The organism is Arenibaculum pallidiluteum (assembly GCF_017355985.1).
In the GTDB taxonomy this organism is placed as follows: Bacteria; Pseudomonadota; Alphaproteobacteria; order Azospirillales; family Azospirillaceae; genus Arenibaculum; species Arenibaculum pallidiluteum.
This window is the reverse complement of record NZ_JAFIQU010000011.1, coordinates 94,625-115,221: the sequence shown is the minus strand read 5'-3', so window position 1 is coordinate 115,221 and position 20,597 is coordinate 94,625. Positions and strand designations below refer to the sequence as shown.

The window sequence follows — 20,597 nt, the reverse complement described above, 5'->3', positions numbered from 1 at the left end:
TCACGTTTGGCCTCGCCGTCGTTCACGCGGAGACCGCTGTCCGGCGCCCGGCGATCTTCTCCACTGCGGCGAGCACGCGCTGCGCTTGGTACACGATGGGATAGTCGACGAACCGGCCGTCGAGCTGGAACGAGGAGGATCCCTGCGCCTCGGCCTCGGCGAAGGCATCGACCACCCGGCGCGCCTGCTCGACTTCCCTGTCCGAGGGCGTGAAGGCGTCGTTGGCGGGCCCGACCTGGTCGGGATAGATACAGAGCTTGCCCTGGAAGCCCAGCTCGCGCGCCCGCCGCGCCGAGACGCGGAAGCCGTCGGGATCGCGCAGGTCGATATACACCGTGTCGATCGGCGGCTCGAGCCCGGCCGCCCGGGAGGCCAGCACGACGGCGCTCCGGTAGGGCAGCAGCTCCGTCTCCTCGCGGGTCCAGGTCAGCCCCATGTCCAGCGTGAAATCACCCGCGCCGAAGGCAAGCCGGCGCACGCGCGTGCCCGAGGCGGCGATCGCCCCGGCCTTCGCGAGCCCGGCGCCACTCTCCAGGATCGGGATCACGTCGATGGCGCCCTGCCCCAGCCCGCGCTCGCGCTCGAGCTGGGACACGATCCACTCGACGGTCCTGAGTTCGTCGGGAAACTCGATCTTCGGAACGATGATCCCATCGACGCCGTGCGTGACGGCCGCCTGCAGATCGCCGTAGGCGAACTCGGTCCCGAGCCCGTTGATGCGAACGTAGCCAAGGCAGCTCCGCGGCCGGCGCAGGGCCTCCACCACGACCGGCCTCGTCGCGACCTTCTCCGACACGGCGCAGGCGTCCTCGAGATCGAGGATCACGGCATCTGCCCCCAGGGTGAAGGCCTTCTCGACGCGGCGGGGATGGTTCCCCGGCGCGAACAGCAGCGTCCTGAACACGCTCACGGCGACACCTCCCCTGCGACGGCACGCTCCTGTTCTTCCGCGCTGCCGGGGTCGAGCCCGGCCTCGACCAGCCGCTCCTCGCCGTATCCAAGCATCCCGACAAGGATTTCCCGGTTGTGGGCGCCGAGCCGCGGCCCCGTCGCGCGGATCCGGCCCGGGGTCCGCGACAGCTTGCCGACGATGTTCTGCATCCGGAGCGGACCGCCCAACTCCTCGTCCTCCAGGGCGACGATGTTCTCGCGGGCGACGACGTGCTCGTCCTCGACCACCTGCCGCACGTCGTTCACGGGGGCGATCGGCGCCTCGAGGCGCACGAAGCGCTCCATCAGCGTGCTGAAATCGAAGCGGCCGATCGCATTCTGAAGCTCGACGTCCAGCGCGGCGGCGTTCTTCAGCCGCGCCCGGTTGTCGCGGAAGCGGGAATCTTCGACCAATGCCGGGACCTCAAGCGCCGCGCAGATCCGCTCGAAGGTGGATTGGGCGCTGCCGGCCATCGAGAACCAGCGGCCGTCCCTGGTCCTGTAGGTGTTGCGCGGCGCCGTGAAGGGCAGCCTGCTGCCGTTCCTCTGCTGCACGATGCCCAGCTGGTCGAAGTCGACGACCTGGGGACCGAGCAGCGTCAGCAGCGTCTCGTAGATCGCGAGGTCGACCACTTGGCCGCGGCCGGAGCGCCGCTGCTCGTGCAGCGCCACCATCGCGAGATAGGCCGCCATCAACCCCGTCGTCGAGTCCGCGAGGCCGAAGGCCGGCAGCAGCGGCGGACCGTCGGCATGGCCGCTGATATGGGCGTAGCCTGCATAGGCCTCGGCCAACGTGCCGAAGCCGGGCCGTCGGCTGTTTGGTCCGGTCTGGCCGAAGCCGGTGACCCGGACCACGATCAGCCGCGGATTCTCGGCCATCAGGACGTCGGGGCCCAGCCCCCAGCGCTCGAGCGTGCCGGGCCGGTAATTCTCGACGAGGATGTCGACGTCACGTACGAGCCGGCGGACCGCCTCAACGCCGAGCGTCGTCCGCAGGTCGAGGGTGATCGAGCGCTTTCCGCGATTGACGACCTTGTAGTAGAGGCCAACGCCGTCCTTGTCGTTACCCCAGTAGCGGACTTCGTCGCCGCGGCCGGGCTGCTCGACCTTGATCACATCCGCTCCGAAGTCCGCCAGGAACATCGAGCAGAGCGGGGCCGCCAGGAAATTCGAGATGTCGAGGACACGCACGTCCTCAAGGGCCCTAGGCGGGCTCTCCCCGTCTTTCATGATCTCTCCCATTCGGTTCCTGGCGCAGCCGCCCTGTCCGTTCAGGACCAGCATGCCGTGCGGGCGCGCTGTCGTTTGCCGGATGTCTTATTGTCGACAATACGACGCTCAGTCTGGAATACAACTACTCTTCCGTTATATGGATGATCTGTGTGACGAACATTCGGCTGGGAGCCGGTCGGCTGTCCGTGGCTGCGCCAGCCGATGAAGTGCTGGCCGTGGCCGCAGCCGCCCTCGAAACGCGGCCGCCATCCTGGGCTCACGGCTGCAGGGATCCACGATCCGGACGGGAGAGGACGGCCCGCGGCGGCCATGGCGGGTGATAGGTCGGCGCCGCCGTGGGGCATGCTCCATTGCCCCAGGCACAGCATCACGGCCCGGCCGCGGCCGCGCCTGTCCCGACGGGCTCCGTCACGTCAGTCGCACCAGCAGCAACGAGAGCCCGGGAATCAGGTGAGGACCGCGAGCCGGAACGGGCCGGCAAGCCGGTACGGGGGACGCCGCGGAGGATGGCGCCGGTCGCTGGGACGCGGATGCCGGGCCCTGCCTCAGCTCGACCGCGCGCCGCCTGCCTCCACCCCGCCGCCCAGCACCTTGTAGAGCGTAACGAGGCTGCCCAGCTGCGAAAGCCGCGCGGTGATCAGCCTCTGCTGCGCGGCATATAGCGAACGCTGCGAATCCAGTACGTTCAGGAAGCTGTCGAGACCCCGGTTGTAGCGGAGCTGCGAGAGGTCGTAGCTTTCCTGGGCGGCCGCGGCGAGAGCTCCCTGGGCCGCGAGCTGCTGCCCGAAGGTCCCCTGGGCCGCCAGCGCGTCCGCGACCTCGCGGAAGGCCGTCTGGATGGAGCGTTCGTAGCGCGCCACCGCGATCTCCCGCTGCACCTTGGCGCCGGCGAGGTTCGCCTCTCTGCGGCCATTGTCGAAGATCGGCAGCGAGATCTGGGGAATGAAGCTCCAGGCACCGGTCCCGGCATCGAACAGGCCCGCGAGTGAGCTGCTCGCCGTGCCCGCCGCCGCCTTCAGCCCGATGGACGGGAAGAAGGCCGCCCGGGCCGCGCCGATGCTGGCATTGGCGGCGCGCAGGTCGAATTCCGCCCCCAGGATGTCAGGGCGCCGCTGCAGCAGGTCCGAAGGCAGGCCGGCCGGCAGATCCGCGACGAAATCCCCGGTCCCCAGCGACGGCGCGCCGTCCAGCATAGCCTCGTCGACCGGCGCGCCGACCAGCAGGGCCAGGGCGTTCTTGTCCTGGGCGATCTGCCGGACATAGGCCGCGCGGTTGGCCCGCGCTGTCTCGACCGCGGTCTGCGCCTGCACGACGTCGAGACGGTTGCCGACGCCGCGCTCGAAGCTGCCGGAGATCAGCTCGTAGGACTGCTGCTGGGTGCGCAGCGTATCCTCGGTCAGGCGCAGCAGTTCCTTGTCCGCCAGCAGGGTCAGATAGGCGTTCGCCACCTCGGCGATCAGCGCGATGCGGCTCGCGACATGGGCCTGCTCGGTCGCGAGATAGCTTTCGAGCGCCTGCTCCTCGAGGCTCCGCACGCGGCCGAACAGGTCCAGCTCGAAGGCCGTGATGCCGACGCTGAGCTCGGCCTGGGTGGTCGTCGAGGCCCGCCCGGACGGGCTGACGCTCGCAGGCGTGCGCTGGCGGGCTAGGCTGCCGCCGGCATCGACCGTGGGCAGCCGGTCGGCCCGCTGGATCCGGTAGGTGGCCCGGGCCAGCTCGACGTTGAGGGTCGCAACCCGGAGGTCGCGGTTGTTCTCGAGCGCCGTCGCAATCAGCGCGCGGAGCTGCGGCGAGCGGAAGAACTCCTGCCAGCCGAGATCCGCGAGCGACGGTCCGGCCTCGGCGCGCAACGCGGCGGAGGCCAGATAAGCCGGGCCGCCGGGCCACGATTCCGGAACCGGAGCACCGGGCCGGACATGGTCCGGCACCAGCGAGCAGCCGCCCAGCACAAGGGCGGCCGAGAGCGATGCGCCTAGTAGGTTTCTCATCATCAATCCGCCATGCGATCGCTTCATTCGGCGCCGGCCATGCCGGGCTCGCCCCGGGGACCGGCCTCGGCCTTGCGGGCGAAGCGCCGCACGATGACCAGGAAGAAGAGGGGCACGAAGAAGATGGCCAGAACGGTGGCCGAGATCATCCCGCCCATGACGCCGACGCCGATCGCGTTCTGGCTGCCCGATCCCGCGCCCGTGCTGATCGCCAGCGGCAGCACGCCCAGGATGAAGGCCAGGGACGTCATCACGATCGGCCGCAGCCGCTGCCGGCACGCCTCGACCGTCGCCTCCGTCAGGCTCATCCCCTTCTCGTAGAGGTCTTTCGCGAACTCCACGATCAGGATCGCGTTCTTCGCCGAGAGGCCGATGGTCGTGAGCAGGCCGACCTGGAAGTAGACGTCATTTGGCAGGCCGCGGAGCTGAGCCGCGATCACCGCGCCGATGATGCCGAGCGGCACCACCAGGATCACCGAGACCGGCACCGTCCAGCTCTCGTAGAGCGCGGCGAGGCTGAGGAAGACCACCAGGATCGACAGGGCGTAGAGCAGCGGCGCCTGCGATCCCGCAAGCCGCTCCTCGTAGGACAGGCCCTGCCATTCGTAGCCGATGCCGGCCGGGAGTTGGCTGGCCAGCTCCTCCATCACGGCCATGGCCTGTCCGGAGCTGACGCCCGTCGCCGCCTGCCCCTGGATGTTCACGGAGGAGACGCCGTTGAAGCGCTCCAGCCGCGGCGAGCCGTAGTCCCAGCGGCTCGTCGCGAAGGTCGAGAACGGCACCATCTCGCCGTCGGCGTTCCGGACCTGCCAGCGGTCCAGGTCCGATGGAAGCATGCGGAAGGGCGCGTCGGCCTGCAGGTAGACCCGCTTCACCCGGCCGCCCTCGACGAAGTCGTTGACGTAGGCCGAGCCCCAGGCGGCGGTCAGCGTCGTGTTGATGTCCGCCAGGGACAGGCCCAGCGCGCTCGCCTTCGTCCTGTCGATCTCGACGCGGAGCTGCGGCGTGTCGTCGAGCCCGTTCGGGCGCACCGCGGCCAGGGCGGGATTGCGCGCCGCCATGCCGAGGAGCTGGTTGCGCGCCTCGATCAGCTTCTGGTGGCCCAGGCCGGACCGGTCGACGAGCTGGAAGTCGAATCCCGTCGCGTTGCCGAGCTCGATGATGGCGGGCGGCGTGAAGGCGAAGACGGTCGCGTCCCGGATCCGAGACAGCGCCGCCATGGCGCGGCCGGCGATCGCCGTGACGGCGCCCTCCTCGCTGCCCCGCTCCTCCCAGTCCTTCAGGCTCAGGAAGGCCATGCCGGAGTTCTGCCCGCGGCCGCTGAAGCTGAAGCCCACGACCGAGAAGATCCCCTTTACGTAGTCCTTCTGGCCCTCGAGGAAATGTGTCTCGACGGCGCTCATGGCCCCGCGGCTGCGCTCGAGCGTGGCGCCCGGCGGCAGGGACATCTGCGCGATCAGGATGCCCTGGTCCTCGTTCGGCAGGAACGCGGTGGGCACGCGCATGAACAGCACGCCGAGCCCCGCGCAGATCAGGACATAGAGAAGCAGGTACCGCTTGCCGCGCGCCAGGATGTGCCGCACGCCGCGCTGGTATCCGGCATTGGAGCGGTCGAAGGTGCGGTTGAACCAGCCGAAGAATCCGCGGCGCGGATGATAGCCGTCGCTGGACCTGAGGATGGTTGCGCAGAGGGCCGGCGTCAGCACGACGGCGACCACGACCGACAGCACCATGGCCGAGACGACCGTCAGCGAGAACTGCCGGTAGATCGAGCCCGTCGAGCCTCCGAAGAACGCCATGGGCACGAAGACCGCCGAGAGGACCAGGGCGATGCCCACCAGCGCGCCTGTGATCTGGTCCATGGACCTGCGGGTGGCCTCGCCCGGGGACAGCCCCTCCTCCTCCATCACGCGCTCGACGTTCTCGACGACCACGATGGCGTCGTCGACCAGCAGTCCGATCGCAAGGACCATGGCGAACATGGTCAGGGTGTTGATCGTGAAGCCGAAGGCGGCGAGGACGCCGAAGGTGCCCAGCAGGACCACCGGCACTGCGATCGTGGGGATGATCGTCGCCCGGAAGCTCTGCAGGAACAGGTACATGATGAAGAAGACGAGGACGACCGCCTCGACCAGCGTGTGCAGCACGCCCTCGATCGAGAGCTTCACGAACGGCGTCGTGTCATAGGGATAGACGACCTCGAGCCCGGCCGGGAAAAAGGCCGAAAGCTCCGCCACCCGCGCCCGGACGGCCTCGGCCGTGTCGAGGGCATTCGCGCCCGTGGCGAGGCTGATGCCCAGGCCCGAGGCGGGCTTTCCGTTGTAACGTGCGACGACCGCGGCGTTCTCGGAGCCCACCTCGATGCGCGCGACGTCGCGCAGGAGGACGCGCGAGCCGTCGCCGTTGACGCGCACGAGGATCTCGCCGAACTGCGCCGGCGTCTCGAGCCGGGTCTGCGCGATGATGCTGGCGTTGAGCTGCTGGCCCGGGACCGCCGGCGCGCCGCCGAGCTGGCCTGCCGACACCTCGGCGTTCTGGGCCTTGATCGCGGCGACGATGTCGGTCGTCGCCAGGCCGTAGCTGATGAGCTTGTCGGGATCCAGCCAGACGCGCATCGCGTGCTGGGCGCCGAAGGCCGTCACCGTGCCGACGCCGGTGACGCGGCTTATCGGGTCCTGGACATTGGAGGCTACGAAGTCCGCGATGTCGTCCTCGTCCAGGCGGCCGTCGGACGAGATGAACCCCATCACCATCAGGAAGGTGTTGTTGCCCTTGGCGACCTGGACGCCTTGCTGCTGCACCTCCTGCGGCAGGCGCGGCATGGCGAGCTGCAGCTTGTTCTGGACCTGCACCTGCGCGATGTCGGGATCCGCCTTCGGATCGAAGGTCAGCGTGATCTGCGCGTTGCCCGAGCCGTCGCTGTTCGACGACATGTAGCGCAGGTGGTCCAGGCCGTTGAGCTGCTGCTCGATGACCTGGGTCACGGTGCTTTCGAGCGTCTGGGCCGAGGCGCCAGGATAGGTCGCGCTGATGCGGATCGAGGGCGGCGCCAGCGAGGGATACTGCTCGACCGGCAGGGAAAGGATCGAGAGCAGTCCCGCCAGCATGATGCCGAGCGCGATGACCCAGGCGAAGACGGGCCTGTCGATGAAGAATCTCGCCATGATGGAGGGGCGCTCCTAGTTGGCCGCGGAAGCTGCGGCGGGGGCCTCGGCCAGCCCGACCGGCTTGCCGGCATCGAGCGCGACGGCGTTGACCCGGGCTCCCGGCGCGACCTTCTGGATGCCTTCGACGACGACCCGGTCGGCTGGCGCGATGCCGTCGGTTACCAGCCACTTGTCGCCGATGGCCCGCTCGGCGCGGACGACCTTCTGCGAGACGACCTGGTCGGGTCCCACGGTCCACACGAAGGCGCTGCCATCGGGCCTTCGGACCAACGACTGCTGCGGCACCATGTAGACGCCGTCGAGGCTGCCCCAGGTGACCCTGGCGCGCACAAATAGGCCGGGAAGCAGCTCCTCGGCCGGATTGGGGAAGAGCGCCCGCAGGCGGACCGAGCCCGTGGATTCCTCGACGTTGACCTCGGAGAACTGCAGTTCGCCCTGCTGGGCCACGGGCGCTCCGTCGTCGCCGATCAGCGACACCGGCCTGCCGTCGGCGCCACCCTTCCCCGCGGTCGCGAGACCGCGGCGAAGGCGCAGCAGCTCGGCGCTGGACTGGGTGACGTCGACATAGATCGGATCGAGCTGGGTAACGGTCGCGAGCGCCTGCACCTGATTCGCCGTGACCAGCGCGCCCTCGGTGACCACGGACCGGCCGATGCGCCCCGAGATCGGCGAGAGCACCCGGGTGTATTCGAGGTTGATCTGGGCCGTCCTGACCGCGGCCTTGGCCGCGGCCACCGAGGCCTCGTTCTCGAGCAGGGTGGCGGCGATGTCGTCGTAGTCCTGCTGGCTGACCGCCCGGCTGGCCACGAGGTCCCGGTACCGCGCTGCCTTGGTGCGCGACGAGTTGACAGCCGCCTGGGCCCTGGCCAGCTCGGCCTTGGCGGTCTCCAGGGCGGCCTCGTAGGGTGCCGGATCGACCTGGTAGAGCTGCTGGCCAGCCTGCACCATGCTGCCCTCCTCGAAGAGGCGCTTGCGGATGATGCCGTTGACCTGCGGCCTGACCTCGGCCTGCCGGAACGCGGCCGTCCTTCCCGTGAGCTCGGTGGTCACGTCGACGGTCTGCGGCTGCAGGGTCACGACGCCGACCTCGGGCGGCGGGCGCTGCGGGCCCTGCTGGGCCGTGGCGTCGATGCCGTCGCACCCGGTCGCGAGCGCGAGCGCGGCACCGAGAACTGTTGTATGAACGACAAAACCGAGGCCGCGCATTGCAGCTCCATACCGTGTCTATTCCTGAGGAGCCCGACGTCCAGGCACCACGCCCCCGAGGGCAGCTTCCGGCAGCTGGGCTGCCATCGGTGCATCGACGCCGAACTGTACTGTATGATACAGTACAGTTCGACACTGCAAAGCACAAAAATTTCTTCGACGAAATTTCGGGGGAGCGATGACCACCCACGACGGCGGAACGGGCCTATGCCGGCCGCGCGGCGACGCCCGCCGCAGGGCCCTGCTGGACGCGGCATGGAAGCTGTTCTTGGACAAGGGCTACGAGCGCACGACGCTGGGCGACATCATCGCGCTGGCCGGGGGCTCGCGCTCTACCCTCTACGAGGCGTTCGGTGACAAGGATGGCCTGTTCGAGACCGTGATCGGCACCCAGTGCGAGGAATTCCTGGACCGCCTGCGGCAGGTGCCGCTGAGCGACGCGGATCCCGAGGTCGCGCTGACCGGGTTCGCAACCCGCTTCGCGGAGGAGCTGTTCTCGGATGTCAGCCCCAAGCTCATGCGGCTGATGATCGCCAGCGGCGATCAGTTCCCGCGCGTGCGGGACGCATTCATCGACGGGGTGCCGCGCGCGGTCCGCGCCATCCTGGCCGAGTACCTGCGCGAGGCGGACGGCCGCGGGCAGCTCCACGTGAAGGATCCCGAGGCCGCCGCGTCGGCCTTCGTCGCGCTGCTGCAAGGCGAGCGGTTCATCCGGATCCTGCTGCACCCCGCCGACCTGCCGGGCCCGGACGAGATCCGCAGGCATGTCGCCGATGTCGTCCGGATATTCCTGGACGGGGTCCGCTGACCCCTCGCCGACGGACCGCGGGGCGGAGCTATTCCGCGGGGACCCCGACGCGCTGCTCGGAGCGTCGCTCGATCTGGAGCACCACCGAGACCGTATGGGCGATCAGGGCGACGCCGCCTGCCAGCACCGCGCCCAGCAGCATGGTGGCCGAGCGGCCGGTGTCGATCCACAGCAGGATCCCCGCCAGCAGCAGGCCCGAGACGGACGCCGCCGACAGCAGATATCCCAGGAGCCGGTCCGACGCCCGGCTGTGCCGGAGATCCGCCGCATAGGCCTTCGCGGTATGCACGAGCATGGCTCTCTCCCTGGTCCGTGTTTCCGGACCGGCGAGCCTACACGGAGCGCCCTGCGCGGGACACCTGCCCTTCCGCCTGTCACCCCGATGACTCAATGTCTGCCGCACTGCGGAGGTCGGCAGGCTGGGGCCGGGAACAGGCCTGCCGGTCTGGCCCGGTTCAGGCCTGCTTGGCCTGAATGATGCCGCGCCGGATCGCGCGGGTGCGCGTGAACAGATCCTCCAGCACGTCGCCCTCGCCCCAGCGGATGGCGCGCTGGAGCATGGTCAGGTCCTCGGTGAAGCGCTGGATGATCTCCAGCACCGCCTCGCGGTTGTTCAGGAAGATGTCGCGCCACATCTCCGGATCGGAGGCCGCGATCCGGGTGAAGTCGCGGAAGCCGCCGGCCGAGAACTTGATCACCTCGGACTGGGTCGAGGCCTCCAGGTCGGTCGCCGTGCCCACGATGGTGTAGGCGATCAGGTGCGGCAGGTGGGAGGTGATCGCCAGCACCCGGTCGTGATGGGAGGCCTCCATCATCTCGACATTGGAGCCGACGCGCGTCCAGAGCTCGGCCACCCTCCGGACTGCCTCGGCATTGGTGCCCGCCGGCGGCGTCAGGATGCACCAGCGCCCCTCGAACAGCTCGGCGAAGCCGGATTCCGGACCCGAATGCTCGGTCCCCGCGACGGGATGGCCGGGCACCAGGTGCACGCCGTCCGGCAGGTGAGGCCCGACATCCCGGAGCACCGCCTGCTTCACCGAGCCCACATCGGTCACGACGGCGCCCGCGCGCAGTCGCGGCGCGATCGCTGCGGCGATATCGGCGTAGGTGCCGACCGGTGTGCAGAGCACGACCAGGTCGGCATCCTCGACGATCGCCGCGCTGTCCGTCGAGGCACGCTCGACCAGGCCGAGCTCCAGCGCCTTGTCGCAGGTCGTCTGGCTGCGCGCGCTGCACACGATCTCCCGGACCAGCCCATGCCGGCGTGCCGCACGGGCGAGCGACGATCCGATCAGCCCGATGCCGACGAGCGCCATGCGCTCGAACAGCGGGGCCGTCGGTGCTGGCGTGCCCGTCACCGCCTCAGCCCTTCAGGAAGGAGGAGAGGGCCGCCACCACCTCGCGCATCTCGGCCTCGGTGCCGATGGTGATGCGCAGGCAGTCGGGCAGGCCGTAGGCCCCCATCTGGCGGACCAGGATGCCGCGCGCCTTCAGATAACGGCGCGCCGCCTCGGCCGGGTCGTTGTGCCCCGCCGCGCCGGCGAAGCTGACCAGCAGGAAGTTGGTGACGCTGGGATGGACCTTCAGGCCCAGGCGCTCGAGCTCCTGCCGGGTCCATTCCCGCCAGGTCTCGTTGTGGGCGCGCGAGCGCGCTACGAAGTCCTGGTCGTGGAGCGCCGCAAGCCCCGCGAGCTGTGCGGCGCTGCTGACGTTGAAGGGGCCGCGCACCCGGTTCAGGACATCGGCGACCGCGGCGGGGCAGTAGGCCCAGCCCAGGCGCACCGAGCCGAGCGCGTAGATCTTCGAGAAGGTGCGGGTGACGACCACGTTGGGCGCCCGGTCCACGAGGCCGAGGCCCGAATCGTAGTCCTCGCGCTCGATGTACTCGGCATAGGCCGCATCGATCACCAGCAGGACGTCCGGCGGCAGCCCGGCGTGCAGCCGCTCGACCTCGGCCGCCGGCAGGTAGCTGCCCGTCGGATTGTTGGGATTGGCCAGGAAGACCAGCCGGGTCCGGGGCGTCACCGCGGCAAGCATCGCATCGACATCGGTGCACAGATCGCGCTCGGGCGCGGCCACCGGGGTCGCGCCGACCGACTTGGCCGAGATCGGGTACATCAGGAACCCGTGCCGGCTGTACAGCACCTCGTCCCCCGGACCCGCATAGGAGCGAACCAGAAGGCCAATCAGCTCGTCCGAGCCGGCGCCGCACACGATCTGCGAGGCATCGATGCCATGGAGCCCGGCCAGCGCCTCGCGCAGGGCGGTCGAGCCGCCGTCGGGATAGCGGTGGATCTCGGCGGCGCCGGCCAGGTAGGCCTCGACGGCCTTGGGGCTGGGACCCAGGGCGCCCTCGTTGGAGGCGAGCCGGATCACGCGGCCGGTGCCGGGGGCATGCGCCTCGCCGCCGACATAGGCGGCGATCTCCAGGATGCCGGGACGCGGAACGGGGGCGGTGGCCGGGGCGGACATGGACTGATCTCGGCTGAAGGGATCGGAAGGTGGAGGGTCAGTGCTTGCTGCCGAGCGGCAGCGGGACGGCGTAGCCGCCGATCGGGGTGGCGCGCGACAGCGCGCCGCCCAGCACCTTGGCGAGAGCCGCCAGGCGCGGGTCCTTCTTGTCGATGAAGCCGGCGACCTCGGCCATGTGCAGCGACGCCTCGCCGGACCGGGCCAGCCAGCTTCGCAGGCCGAGGCAGGACATCCCCGACGCCTCCAGCACCTCCTTCAGCCGTCCGCGGCTCACGTCGCCGACGAGCTCCAGCCCCAGGAGGGTCCGGTCGTCGCCGGTGGGCTCGTGCGGGATCGCGGCCAGCGCCAGCAGGTCAGGAGCGCCGCCCGGGGTCGGGTCATGGGGATGGAACGGCAGGCGGGCGACCACGTGCGGCATCTTCGGATCGGCCGACATCAGGAAGCGCCACCAGGGATCCGGGTCCTCATCCTCGGGGAAGGGAACGACGGCCACGGTCGCCGACCCGTCGGAGACGGCGCGCAGCGCCGCGGCCGGCGAGTTCACCGCGATCAGGGGCGTCGACCCGCCGAAATGCTCGCGCGTCACGTCCCAGGCACCGTCGAGCTCGCCGCGCACATGGACGGCCACCGCGAAGGGCCCCTCGAGCCGCGAATGGGCCGAGAACATCTCGCGCCAGATCTGGACAAGCGCCACCGTCGGGAAGGGGCCGGCATGGCGCGACACCAGCCGGCGCAGGATCATCGCCTCGCGCGCAGGGCGCAGCGGCCGCGGCCCGTCCAGCTCGGCGATACGCCCGTACACCTCGCCCCGCCGCATCAGCAGATCGTGAATCGCGTCGTCGATCTCGTCCACCTCGCGGCGCAACTCGTCGAGCTTCTGCTTGGTGCCGACCATGATCTCACGGGGGGACGGGACGCGGGGGCACGTCGGTGGCGCCCCGGACGGATAGTAGTAGTCGCGCCAGGGGGGGAAATCAAACTCTTCGGAGCGGAGCCGAGCGGCACCAAGGCCAGTGCGGCGCGGCCCTGCGGCAAGAAAGCGTTGACACCTCGGACCACGCGTCCATAGCTATGCGACCCCATACATGCCATTCCGGATCTGCGAGCAGCGATGACGGCGTCCCTTCCCGTCCGGCCCGGCGGCGGCGCCATCGACACCGCGACGCTGCCCGGCCATCGCGTCGAACTCGGGCGCGACACCCCGATGCGGCTGGACTGCGGCGTGGAGCTGGGGCCCTTCACCGTCGCCTACAGCACCTACGGCACCCTGAACGCCCAGCGCTCCAACGCCGTGCTGGTGTGCCACGCCCTGACCGGCGACCACTACGTCGCCGAGCAGCACCCCGTCACCGGCAAGCCCGGATGGTGGGAGCTCATGGTGGGCCCCGGCAGGCCGGTCGACACCGACCGGTTCTTCGTGATCTGCGCGAACGTGCTGGGCGGATGCATGGGCACGACGGGCCCGGCCGAGCGAGACCCGGCAACCGGCCGGCCCTACGGGCTGTCCTTCCCGGTGATCACCATCGGCGACATGGTGCGCGCGCAGGCGCTGCTGCTCGACCATCTCGGGATCGGGCAGCTCTTCTGCGTGATCGGCGGCTCCATGGGCGGCATGCAGGTTCTGGAATGGGCGGCGAGCTACCCGGAACGGGTCTTCGCCGCGATCCCCATCGCGACCGCCGCCCGCCACTCCGCGCAGAACATCGCCTTCCACGAGGTCGGCCGCCAGGCGATCATGGCCGATCCGGACTGGGCCGCCGGCAACTACCTGGAGAAAGGTCTGCGACCCCACCGCGGGCTGGCCGTCGCCCGGATGGCGGCGCACATCACCTACCTGTCCGAGCCCGCGCTGCACCGCAAGTTCGGGCGCAACCTCCAGAACCGGCAGACCGTCACCTACGGCTTCGACGCCGACTTCCAGGTCGAGAGCTACCTGCGCCACCAGGGGATCAGCTTCGTCGAGCGGTTCGACGCCAACTCGTACCTCTACATCACCCGGGCCATGGACTATTTCGACCTGGCGGCGGAGCACGGCGGCATCCTGGCCAACGCCTTCCGCCACCGCGGCGGACCGCCGCCGGTCCGCTTCTGCCTCGTGTCCTTCTCCTCGGACTGGCTGTTCCCCACGGCCGAGAGCCGGGCCATCGTCCATGCGCTGAACGCGGTCGCAGCGAATGTCAGCTTCGTGGAGGTTGAGACGGACAAGGGCCACGACGCCTTCCTGCTGGACGAGCCCGAGCTGCACCAAGTCCTGCGCGGCTTCATCGAGGGCTGCGCCGAGCATCGCGGCCTCGGGCGCAGCGATGGGCGCGAGGGCCCGGAGGGCCGCCGGTGACGGCCGTCATGGACGCGCGGACCGGCGAGGGCGCAGCGCAGGGGCACGGTGCGATCCGGCCCGACCTGCGGCTCGTCGCCGAGATGGTCACGCCGGGATCGCGGGTTCTGGATGTCGGCTGCGGCGACGGCGCGCTGCTCCACCACCTCGTCCATGAGCGGCAGGTCGACGGCCGCGGCATCGAGCTGAGCATGGACGGCGTGCGCCAATGCGTCAGCCAGGGGCTTTCGGTGATCCAGGGCGACGCCGAGGCCGACCTTGCGGACTATCCCGACGACTCCTTCGACTTCGTCGTGCTCAGCCAGACCCTGCAGGCGATGCGCGACCCGCGGCGCGTGCTGCTCGAGCTTGTCCGCATCGGGCGGCATGCGGTGGTCTCGCTGCCAAACTTCGGCTATTGGCGCGTGCGCATGAGCCTGCTGTGGGGCGGCCGGATGCCGGTCACCAAGCGGCTCGGCTATGCCTGGTGGGAGACGCCGAACATCCACCTGTGCACGATCCGGGACTTCCTTGACCTCTGCGCCGACGTGGGCGTGCGCATCGACCGCACCGTGATCCTCGGGCGGCACGACCGCCCGACCCGGGCGCATCCGGCGTTGAACAACCTGATCGGCGAGCAGGGCATCTTCCTGCTGAGCCGCAAGTAGCGGCGCCCGTAGCGCCCCTCCGCCCCACGCTCGGGAGCCTCGGGCCGTTCCGGCTGTTGGTCAGGGGACGACCAACCGCGACGGAGCCCGTCCCATGCGCCGGCATCTGCCCTGCGCCCTGCTGATTCCGCTGCTGGCCGCCCCGCTGGCTGTACCGCTGGCCGTCCCGGCGCTGGCCCAGGGTCCGTCGGCCCCGGCCCGCTCGCCGGGCTCGGGCGGCAGCCTCACGCAGCCGCTGCCCCATGAATCCGCACCGGCCGCCCAGGCGCCGGTTCCACCAGCCGGAACGCCGGGCGCCACGCCGGACGAGGCCGTCCCGACGGCGCCCGGCCCGACGAACGGCACCACGCCCACGGCCGACCGGGGTCCGCCCGGCTTCGGCCGCATGCCCGACGACGCCGCGGCGAGCCTGATCCCCGAGCCGGATTCGAGCGAGGTCCAGCCGAGGCCGGTTCCGACCCCGGGCGGCGGACCCGGACGCGACCCCGCGGCGCCGGGCGACACGACCGGCCCGGCGCCACGCTGAGGGGCTGCGCGGGGTTCAGCGCGGCTTCGGTTCCGGGGGCCGTGCCAGGGCGGCGGCCGGCTCGGGGAAGCCGGCCTCGCGGGCGGCCCCGGGCAGCGGAACCAGCACGCGGCGCCGGTGCACGACCCGCACGGGCCGGCGCGGCACGCCGGCATAGAGCTGCTTGCTGGCCTCGACGATGTTCACGCCGCTGAAGGCCTTGAACCAGCGGTCGCCGGCCTCCTCCCAGGCGGGGGCCGAGCCGAGCAGCACGCGCCCGCGGAAGGGCGGAACGTAGAGGGCGCGGCCAGTGCGCTCGGGCACGAACATGTTCTCGCGCAGCAGGTGCTTGAGCTGCGAGGGCGAATAGGGCGAGCCGTGCCCGAAGGGCGTGCGGTCGACGCGCGCCCAGATTCCCCGGCGGTTCGGAACCACCACCAGCAGGCGGCCGCCGCCCGCGAGCACGCGCCAGATCTCGCGCATCATGGGGCGCAGGTGCTCGGTGGATTCGAGCCCGTGCACCACCAGAACCCGGTCGACCGACATATCCGGCAGCGGCAGCTCGGATTCCTCGGCGAGGCAGGTGGCGCTCGGTCCCTCCGGCGGCCAGAACTCGACCCCCTGGGAGGCGGGCATCACGGCGATCACCCGCTCGGCTTCGCCGCGGAAGGGCCGCAGATAGGGCGTCGCATAGCCGAGGCCCAGCACGATCTGGCCGCGCAGGTCGGGCCAGAACTCGCGGATGCGCCGGCGGATCATGCGCCGGGCAACCAGCCCCAGGCCGGTGTCGTAGAACTCGCGGAGATCGATGGCGTCGCGAAACATGGCGCGGCAAGCCTATCACGAATGAGGTGCGGATGAAGCCCCGCGGCACTTGGCCGGGCGCCGGCCTTGGGATAGCTTCCGGCCATGCAGATCGAGATCGTTCCGGTCCTGTCGGACAACTACGTCTACCTGATCCGCGACGAGAGCAGCGGCGCGGTCGGCATCGTCGATCCCGGCGAGGCTGGGCCGGTCGAGGCCGCCCTGGCGCGGCTGGGCTGGACGCCAACCCATATCCTGAACACCCACCATCACGGCGACCATACCGCCGGGAACGCGGCGCTCAAGGGCCGCTTCGGCTGTACCCTGGTCGGTCCGCGGGCCGAGACCACGCGAATCCCGGACATGGACGTGACGCTCGGCGACGAGGAGGTCTGGCGCTTCGGGGACCAGGATGTCCGCTTCCTGCACGTCCCCGGCCACACCCGCGGCCACGGCGCGTTCTGGTTCGAGGAGAGCGGCCATCTGTTCAGCGGCGACGCGCTGTTCGCCATGGGCTGCGGCCGGCTCTTCGAGGGGACGCCCGCCGAGATGTGGGCCTCGCTCCTGAAGATGCGGGACCTGCCTGCCGACACGCAGGTCTGGTGCGGCCACGAATACACGCTGTCCAACGCCCGCTTCGCCGCCGACCTGCTGCCGGGCGATCCCGCCGTCGCGGCGCGCCTGCACGAGACCTCGGCGCAGCGTGATCAGGGGCGCCCCACCCTGCCCACCACCATCGGCCGGGAGAGGCTGAGCAATCCCTTCCTGCGCGCGGACGAGGCGTCGGTGCAGGAGGCGGTCGGGATGCGAGGCTCCGACCCCGTTGCGGTCTTCGCCGAGATCCGCCGGCGCAAAGACACGTTCCGCTGACCGAGACAATCCTGGGAGCGCCATGATGAAGCTGCGTTACAGCAAGACCTCGCCCTATGTCCGCAAGGTCCTGATGGTGATGATCGAGAAGGGCCTGCAGGGGCGGATCGAGCTGGTGCCGACCGATGCCTGGAGCCCCGAGACGGACCTGCCCAACCAGAACCCGCTCGGCAAGGTTCCGACGCTGGTGCTCGAGGATGGTACCGCGCTCTACGACAGCCCGGTGATCTGCGAGTATCTCGATTCCCTCGGCGGCGGGTCCACCCTGTTCCCGCCGGCGGGCCCTGCCCGCTGGAGCGCCCTGAAGCTGCAGGCCCTGGCCGACGGACTGTGCGACGCGGCCATCTCCCGCCGGCTGGAGCTGGCCCGCCCGGAGGGCGAGCGGTCGCAGAAATGGGCCGACCGCCAGCGCGCCGCCATGGAGCGCGCGGTCGCCGCGATGGAAGCCGAGCTGCCCGCGCTTTCGGGCCCCGTCACCATCGGCTCGCTGGCGGTGCTGGCGACGCTGGGCTACCTGGACTTCCGCTGGTCTTCCGAGGACTGGCGCGCCCGTGCGCCGGGCGTCGCCCGCTGGTTCGCCGAGGCCTCCTCGCGCGAGAGCTTCCTTGCAACGGAGCCACCGAAATGAGCGGTCCCGCTCCCGACGCCACGATGACGGCCCGACAGGTGATCGACCTCCTGGGCCTGCAGCCGCATCCCGAGGGGGGCTACTTCGCCGAGTCCTACCGCGACACGCCGCAGGACGGCGGCCGCGGTGCCTGCACGGCCATCTACTTCCTGCTCGGGGCCGGGGACGTCTCGGCTTGGCACCGCGTCGATGCGGCTGAAATCTGGCACTGGTACGCCGGCGCGCCGCTGGCGCTGACGATCTCGCCCGACGGGCACGACACCCGGACCGTCCAGCTCGGCACCGGGCTGGCACAGGGCCAGCGGCCCCAGGCCGTGGTGCCCGCGGACGCTTGGCAGACGGCCGTATCCCTGGGTGACTGGACGCTGGTCGGCTGCACGGTCGCCCCCGCCTTCCGCTTCGAAGGATTCGAGCTGGCGCCGCCCGGCTGGCACCCGACGCCGCGGAGCTGACGGCCTCTCACGGAACGGACCCAATGTCGCTTCCCAAATCATCCCGGTCTCCCTGGTCGCGCCTGAACGAGGTGCGCCAGGCCCGCATCGCCCCGGCGGGCCGCGTCTCCGGCGAGATCGTGCTGCCCGGCAGCAAGAGCGTCACCAACCGCGCGCTTCTGCTCGCCGGCGCGGCGAAGGGGGAAAGCCGCCTCACGGGGCTCCTGCGCAGCGATGATTCCTACTGGTGCGTGAACCTGCTGCGCCAGTGCGGGGTGGACGCCTCCTTCGACGGGGAGGAGCTGCGCATCGGCGGCTCCGGCGGGTGGCGCTCGGCCTCCGAGCCGCTCTATATCGGCTCGGCCGGAACCATCGCGCGCTTCCTGCCGGGGCTGCTGTGCGCAGCCAGCGGAAACTGGGAGGTCCATGCCAGCGAGCAGCTCTCGCGCCGTCCTCTGGCGCCGCTGATCGAGGCGCTGCGCACGCTCGGCGGCGCGATCGAACCCGTCGAGGAGGCGGGACGCCTGCCGCTGCGCATCGAGGGGCCGAGCCTGCGGGGCGGCACCGTGCGCATGTCCGGCGCCCTGTCGAGCCAGTTCATCAGCGGCGTCCTTCTGGCGGCGCCGCTCGCCGCGCAGGGCGCGACGGTCGAGATCGTCGACGAGATCGTGCAGCAGGACTACGTGGCGATCACCATCGACATGATGCGAGCCTTCGGCGCGCAGGTCGAGGTCGACGCGGCGTTCCGCCGCTTCCGGGTCGAGCCCGGCGCCTATCGCGGGCGCGCCCTGGCCATCGAGGCCGACGCGTCGACCGCGACCTACTTCCTTGCGCTCGCCGCGCTGAAGGGCGGGCCGCTGACGGTCCTGAACCTGGACCCGGGTACGCTGCAGCCCGACATTCGCTTCATCGACGTGCTCCGGCAGATGGGCTGCCGGATCGAGACGCAGGGGCGCGGCGTCACGGTCGCGGCGCCGGAGCGGCTCCGGGGCGGCTTCACCCTGGACATGCGGCCCATGTCGGACGCGACGCTGACCGTCGCAGCCATGGCGCCCTTCGCCGACGGGCCGATCTCCATCCGCGGGGTCGAGCACATCCGCGCCCACGAATCCGACCGTATCTCGGTGATGGTCCAGGCGCTCCGCGCGCTGGGAATTGCGGTGGAGGAACACCGCGACGGGCTGACGGTGCAGCCCGGCACGCCCCGCTTCGCCGAGCTGGACACCCATGACGACCACCGCGTGGCCATGTCGCTGGCCGTGCTGGGCGCGGCGGGCGCCGGCGTCGCGCTGATCGATCCCGGCTGCGTGTCCAAGACCTGTCCGGTCTTCTTCGACGAGCTGGAGCGGCTCGGCGTGGCCGTCTCCTACGAGGGACGGGTGGGCTGATCGCGGCCGGACCGCGAAGTTCGGGTTCAGGCGTTCAACCCGCCGACTCCTCGGGGGGCAGGCCGAAGGCAAGCCGCGCGGCGTGGCGGCGCAGATCCTCGGGCCAGGATGCCGTCCGCTGCGCAAAGGCAGCGGGCTCGTTGGCGAATAGTGCCCGGGCCGCCTCCTCGAAGCCCGGCAGGTCGCCGGCCATGGCCGCCATGAACCGGTAGGCGCGCTCCTGCGCCACGCGCTGGCGCCGCCGGGCGTCCCCGGTCCGGCGCGCCTCGTCCACGAGCTTGCGCAGCGCGACCGACGCTCCGCCCGGCTGGGCGGCCAGCCAGTCCCAGTGGCGCGGCAGCAGGGTGACCTCGCGCCCGACCACGCCGAGCTTCGGCCGCCCCCGTCCGCGCGTCCCCGTATCCGCCGCGTCCGCCGCCGGGGATGGCATGCCCTGCCCCTGCGCCAGGAGCGGCGCCGGCGGGTCCTGTGACAGGCGCGCGACGACCTCGGCGCCGGTGCCTCGCAGATCCAGGTCCAGCACGCAGCCGGTCCCGTCGTCGAAGACCAGCAGCGGCCCTGCTGGTCCCGCCTCCGACGCAGCCTTGACGGCCAGGACGACCTCGCCCAGAGGGCCGGAGGCCAGCTTCCGATTGCCCTCGAAGGCTGTGCATGGGGTTGAAAGGACTGCGGTCACGGGTGCCCTCCGCTGCATCGGCCCCCGCGATCTAGCCGCCCCGCACCGCGCAGGTCAATACTACCCGGGTAAAATTTTGACGGCGGCGCGATCCTCAGCTATTCCTGCACCCGTCCGTCTATGGCGTGGGAGCGGGACCGGCATGATGACAGGTGACGGCAGGAAGGCGGCGGTGGCCGCCTACAAGGAGCGCAAGAGCGCCATCGGGATCTATGCGATCCGCTGCGCCGCCTCCGGCGCGGCCTGGGTCGGCCCGGCCCAGAACCTCGATACTGTCAGGAACAGGATCTGGTTCGCGCTGCGCCACGGCGGCTGCCCGCACCGGGACCTGCAGCAGGCTTGGCGGGATCACGGGTCGGACGCGCTGTCCTTCGAAATCCTGGAACGGCTGCCCGAGCAGGAATCGTCCTATCTTCGGACGGCGCTGCTGAAGGAGCGCGCGGCCCACTGGCGGGCCGCGCTCGGCGCCCGGCCCGTCTGACCGTTCCCGGCCAGGCGGGCCGAAGCGG

Annotated in this window: 20 protein-coding genes; 9 read left to right on the top strand and 11 right to left on the bottom strand. The window is 70.7% G+C overall.

Annotation, left to right across the window (positions count from 1 at the left end):
• Positions 1 to 22: 22 nt before the first annotated feature.
• From JUB13_RS20465 to JUB13_RS20445, 5 genes are all read right to left on the bottom strand, one after another.
• Positions 23 to 910 (bottom strand): HpcH/HpaI aldolase/citrate lyase family protein, encoded by an 888-nt coding sequence (locus tag JUB13_RS20465; RefSeq protein WP_207482171.1) that lies wholly within the window; start codon positions 908 to 910, stop codon positions 23 to 25.
• Complete coding sequence (locus JUB13_RS20460; RefSeq protein ID WP_207482170.1) at positions 907 to 2,160, bottom strand: CaiB/BaiF CoA transferase family protein; 1,254 nt, start codon at positions 2,158 to 2,160, stop codon at positions 907 to 909. The genes JUB13_RS20465 and JUB13_RS20460 overlap by 4 nt, the downstream gene beginning before the upstream one ends.
• A gap of 548 nt (positions 2,161 to 2,708) precedes the next feature.
• Positions 2,709 to 4,151, bottom strand: a complete 1,443-nt coding sequence (locus JUB13_RS20455) for an efflux transporter outer membrane subunit (RefSeq protein ID WP_328702975.1) — start codon at positions 4,149 to 4,151, stop codon at positions 2,709 to 2,711.
• A gap of 23 nt (positions 4,152 to 4,174) precedes the next feature.
• Entirely contained in the window at positions 4,175 to 7,315 is a 3,141-nt protein-coding gene (locus tag JUB13_RS20450) for an efflux RND transporter permease subunit (RefSeq protein ID WP_207482167.1), read from the bottom strand.
• A gap of 15 nt (positions 7,316 to 7,330) precedes the next feature.
• Entirely contained in the window at positions 7,331 to 8,524 is a 1,194-nt protein-coding gene (locus JUB13_RS20445) for an efflux RND transporter periplasmic adaptor subunit (RefSeq protein ID WP_207482165.1), read from the bottom strand.
• 178 nt (positions 8,525 to 8,702) lie between these two features.
• Between JUB13_RS20445 and JUB13_RS20440 the strand changes: the two genes are divergently transcribed.
• Positions 8,703 to 9,332 carry a TetR/AcrR family transcriptional regulator gene (locus JUB13_RS20440; protein ID WP_207482163.1) on the top strand — a complete coding sequence of 210 codons (630 nt, stop codon included), beginning with the start codon at positions 8,703 to 8,705 and terminating at the stop codon, positions 9,330 to 9,332.
• 28 nt (positions 9,333 to 9,360) lie between these two features.
• Here the strand turns inward: JUB13_RS20440 and JUB13_RS20435 are convergent, their stop codons facing one another.
• The 4 genes from JUB13_RS20435 to JUB13_RS20420 form a co-directional block, all read right to left on the bottom strand.
• Positions 9,361 to 9,627 (bottom strand): hypothetical protein, encoded by a 267-nt coding sequence (locus JUB13_RS20435; RefSeq protein WP_207482161.1) that lies wholly within the window; start codon positions 9,625 to 9,627, stop codon positions 9,361 to 9,363.
• Positions 9,628 to 9,787: 160 nt separating this feature from the next.
• The gene (locus JUB13_RS20430) at positions 9,788 to 10,690 is read right to left on the bottom strand and encodes a prephenate/arogenate dehydrogenase family protein (RefSeq protein ID WP_207482160.1); all 903 of its coding nucleotides are present in this window, start codon (positions 10,688 to 10,690) and stop codon (positions 9,788 to 9,790) included.
• A gap of 4 nt (positions 10,691 to 10,694) precedes the next feature.
• Positions 10,695 to 11,804, bottom strand: a complete 1,110-nt coding sequence (gene hisC, locus JUB13_RS20425) for a histidinol-phosphate transaminase (RefSeq protein ID WP_207482159.1) — start codon at positions 11,802 to 11,804, stop codon at positions 10,695 to 10,697.
• Between the two features lie 37 nt (positions 11,805 to 11,841).
• Positions 11,842 to 12,699: a chorismate mutase gene (locus JUB13_RS20420; protein ID WP_207482158.1), complete on the bottom strand. Its 858-nt coding sequence runs from the start codon at positions 12,697 to 12,699 to the stop codon at positions 11,842 to 11,844.
• 216 nt (positions 12,700 to 12,915) lie between these two features.
• Between JUB13_RS20420 and metX the strand changes: the two genes are divergently transcribed.
• From metX to JUB13_RS20405, 3 genes are all read left to right on the top strand, one after another.
• Complete coding sequence (gene metX, locus JUB13_RS20415; protein ID WP_207482157.1) at positions 12,916 to 14,139, top strand: homoserine O-acetyltransferase MetX; 1,224 nt, start codon at positions 12,916 to 12,918, stop codon at positions 14,137 to 14,139.
• An 8-nt stretch (positions 14,140 to 14,147) separates the two neighbouring features.
• A complete protein-coding gene (metW, locus tag JUB13_RS20410) occupies positions 14,148 to 14,786 on the top strand; it encodes a methionine biosynthesis protein MetW (protein WP_207482288.1) in 639 nt (212 codons plus the stop codon).
• Positions 14,787 to 14,880: 94 nt separating this feature from the next.
• A complete protein-coding gene (locus JUB13_RS20405; protein ID WP_207482156.1) occupies positions 14,881 to 15,312 on the top strand; it encodes a hypothetical protein in 432 nt (143 codons plus the stop codon).
• A gap of 15 nt (positions 15,313 to 15,327) precedes the next feature.
• Here the strand turns inward: JUB13_RS20405 and JUB13_RS20400 are convergent, their stop codons facing one another.
• Positions 15,328 to 16,116, bottom strand: coding sequence for a class I SAM-dependent methyltransferase (locus tag JUB13_RS20400; protein ID WP_207482155.1), 789 nt, complete (start codon positions 16,114 to 16,116; stop codon positions 15,328 to 15,330).
• Between the two features lie 84 nt (positions 16,117 to 16,200).
• Between JUB13_RS20400 and gloB the strand changes: the two genes are divergently transcribed.
• Genes gloB through aroA form a run of 4 tightly spaced genes read left to right on the top strand, consistent with a single transcriptional unit; the run spans position 16,201 to position 19,412 of the window.
• Positions 16,201 to 16,965, top strand: coding sequence for a hydroxyacylglutathione hydrolase (gene gloB / locus JUB13_RS20395; protein ID WP_207482153.1), 765 nt, complete (start codon positions 16,201 to 16,203; stop codon positions 16,963 to 16,965).
• Between the two features lie 22 nt (positions 16,966 to 16,987).
• On the top strand, positions 16,988 to 17,593 hold the full coding sequence (locus JUB13_RS20390; protein WP_328702974.1) for a glutathione S-transferase N-terminal domain-containing protein: 606 nt from the start codon (positions 16,988 to 16,990) through the stop codon (positions 17,591 to 17,593).
• Positions 17,590 to 18,045 (top strand): cupin domain-containing protein, encoded by a 456-nt coding sequence (locus JUB13_RS20385; protein ID WP_207482151.1) that lies wholly within the window; start codon positions 17,590 to 17,592, stop codon positions 18,043 to 18,045. The genes JUB13_RS20390 and JUB13_RS20385 overlap by 4 nt, the downstream gene beginning before the upstream one ends.
• 23 nt (positions 18,046 to 18,068) lie before the next feature.
• Positions 18,069 to 19,412 carry a 3-phosphoshikimate 1-carboxyvinyltransferase gene (gene aroA, locus JUB13_RS20380; RefSeq protein WP_207482149.1) on the top strand — a complete coding sequence of 448 codons (1,344 nt, stop codon included), beginning with the start codon at positions 18,069 to 18,071 and terminating at the stop codon, positions 19,410 to 19,412.
• A gap of 34 nt (positions 19,413 to 19,446) precedes the next feature.
• Here the strand turns inward: aroA and JUB13_RS20375 are convergent, their stop codons facing one another.
• The gene (locus JUB13_RS20375; RefSeq protein ID WP_328702973.1) at positions 19,447 to 20,088 is read right to left on the bottom strand and encodes a DUF2239 family protein; all 642 of its coding nucleotides are present in this window, start codon (positions 20,086 to 20,088) and stop codon (positions 19,447 to 19,449) included.
• Between the two features lie 142 nt (positions 20,089 to 20,230).
• Between JUB13_RS20375 and JUB13_RS20370 the strand changes: the two genes are divergently transcribed.
• Positions 20,231 to 20,569, top strand: a complete 339-nt coding sequence (locus JUB13_RS20370; protein ID WP_207482146.1) for a GIY-YIG nuclease family protein — start codon at positions 20,231 to 20,233, stop codon at positions 20,567 to 20,569.
• The last annotated feature ends 28 nt before the right edge of the window (positions 20,570 to 20,597 follow it).

Bases quoted from the DNA above. Each gene is read 5' to 3' on its own strand.
- metW (WP_207482288.1), top strand. From the start codon at position 14,148: ATGGACGCGCGGACCGGCGAGGGCGCAGCGCAGGGGCACGGTGCGATC.
- JUB13_RS20390 (WP_328702974.1), top strand. From the start codon at position 16,988: ATGATGAAGCTGCGTTACAGCAAGACCTCGCCCTATGTCCGCAAGGTC.
- JUB13_RS20385 (WP_207482151.1), top strand. From the start codon at position 17,590: ATGAGCGGTCCCGCTCCCGACGCCACGATGACGGCCCGACAGGTGATC.
- JUB13_RS20405 (WP_207482156.1), top strand. From the start codon at position 14,881: ATGCGCCGGCATCTGCCCTGCGCCCTGCTGATTCCGCTGCTGGCCGCC.
- JUB13_RS20370 (WP_207482146.1), top strand. From the start codon at position 20,231: ATGATGACAGGTGACGGCAGGAAGGCGGCGGTGGCCGCCTACAAGGAG.
- JUB13_RS20455 (WP_328702975.1), bottom strand. From the start codon at position 4,151: ATGAGAAACCTACTAGGCGCATCGCTCTCGGCCGCCCTTGTGCTGGGC.
- JUB13_RS20460 (WP_207482170.1), bottom strand. From the start codon at position 2,160: ATGAAAGACGGGGAGAGCCCGCCTAGGGCCCTTGAGGACGTGCGTGTC.
- JUB13_RS20420 (WP_207482158.1), bottom strand. From the start codon at position 12,699: ATGGTCGGCACCAAGCAGAAGCTCGACGAGTTGCGCCGCGAGGTGGAC.
- aroA (WP_207482149.1), top strand. From the start codon at position 18,069: ATGTCGCTTCCCAAATCATCCCGGTCTCCCTGGTCGCGCCTGAACGAG.
- JUB13_RS20445 (WP_207482165.1), bottom strand. From the start codon at position 8,524: ATGCGCGGCCTCGGTTTTGTCGTTCATACAACAGTTCTCGGTGCCGCG.
- JUB13_RS20450 (WP_207482167.1), bottom strand. From the start codon at position 7,315: ATGGCGAGATTCTTCATCGACAGGCCCGTCTTCGCCTGGGTCATCGCG.
- JUB13_RS20400 (WP_207482155.1), bottom strand. From the start codon at position 16,116: ATGTTTCGCGACGCCATCGATCTCCGCGAGTTCTACGACACCGGCCTG.
- JUB13_RS20435 (WP_207482161.1), bottom strand. From the start codon at position 9,627: ATGCTCGTGCATACCGCGAAGGCCTATGCGGCGGATCTCCGGCACAGC.
- metX (WP_207482157.1), top strand. From the start codon at position 12,916: ATGACGGCGTCCCTTCCCGTCCGGCCCGGCGGCGGCGCCATCGACACC.
- hisC (WP_207482159.1), bottom strand. From the start codon at position 11,804: ATGTCCGCCCCGGCCACCGCCCCCGTTCCGCGTCCCGGCATCCTGGAG.
- JUB13_RS20440 (WP_207482163.1), top strand. From the start codon at position 8,703: ATGACCACCCACGACGGCGGAACGGGCCTATGCCGGCCGCGCGGCGAC.
- gloB (WP_207482153.1), top strand. From the start codon at position 16,201: ATGCAGATCGAGATCGTTCCGGTCCTGTCGGACAACTACGTCTACCTG.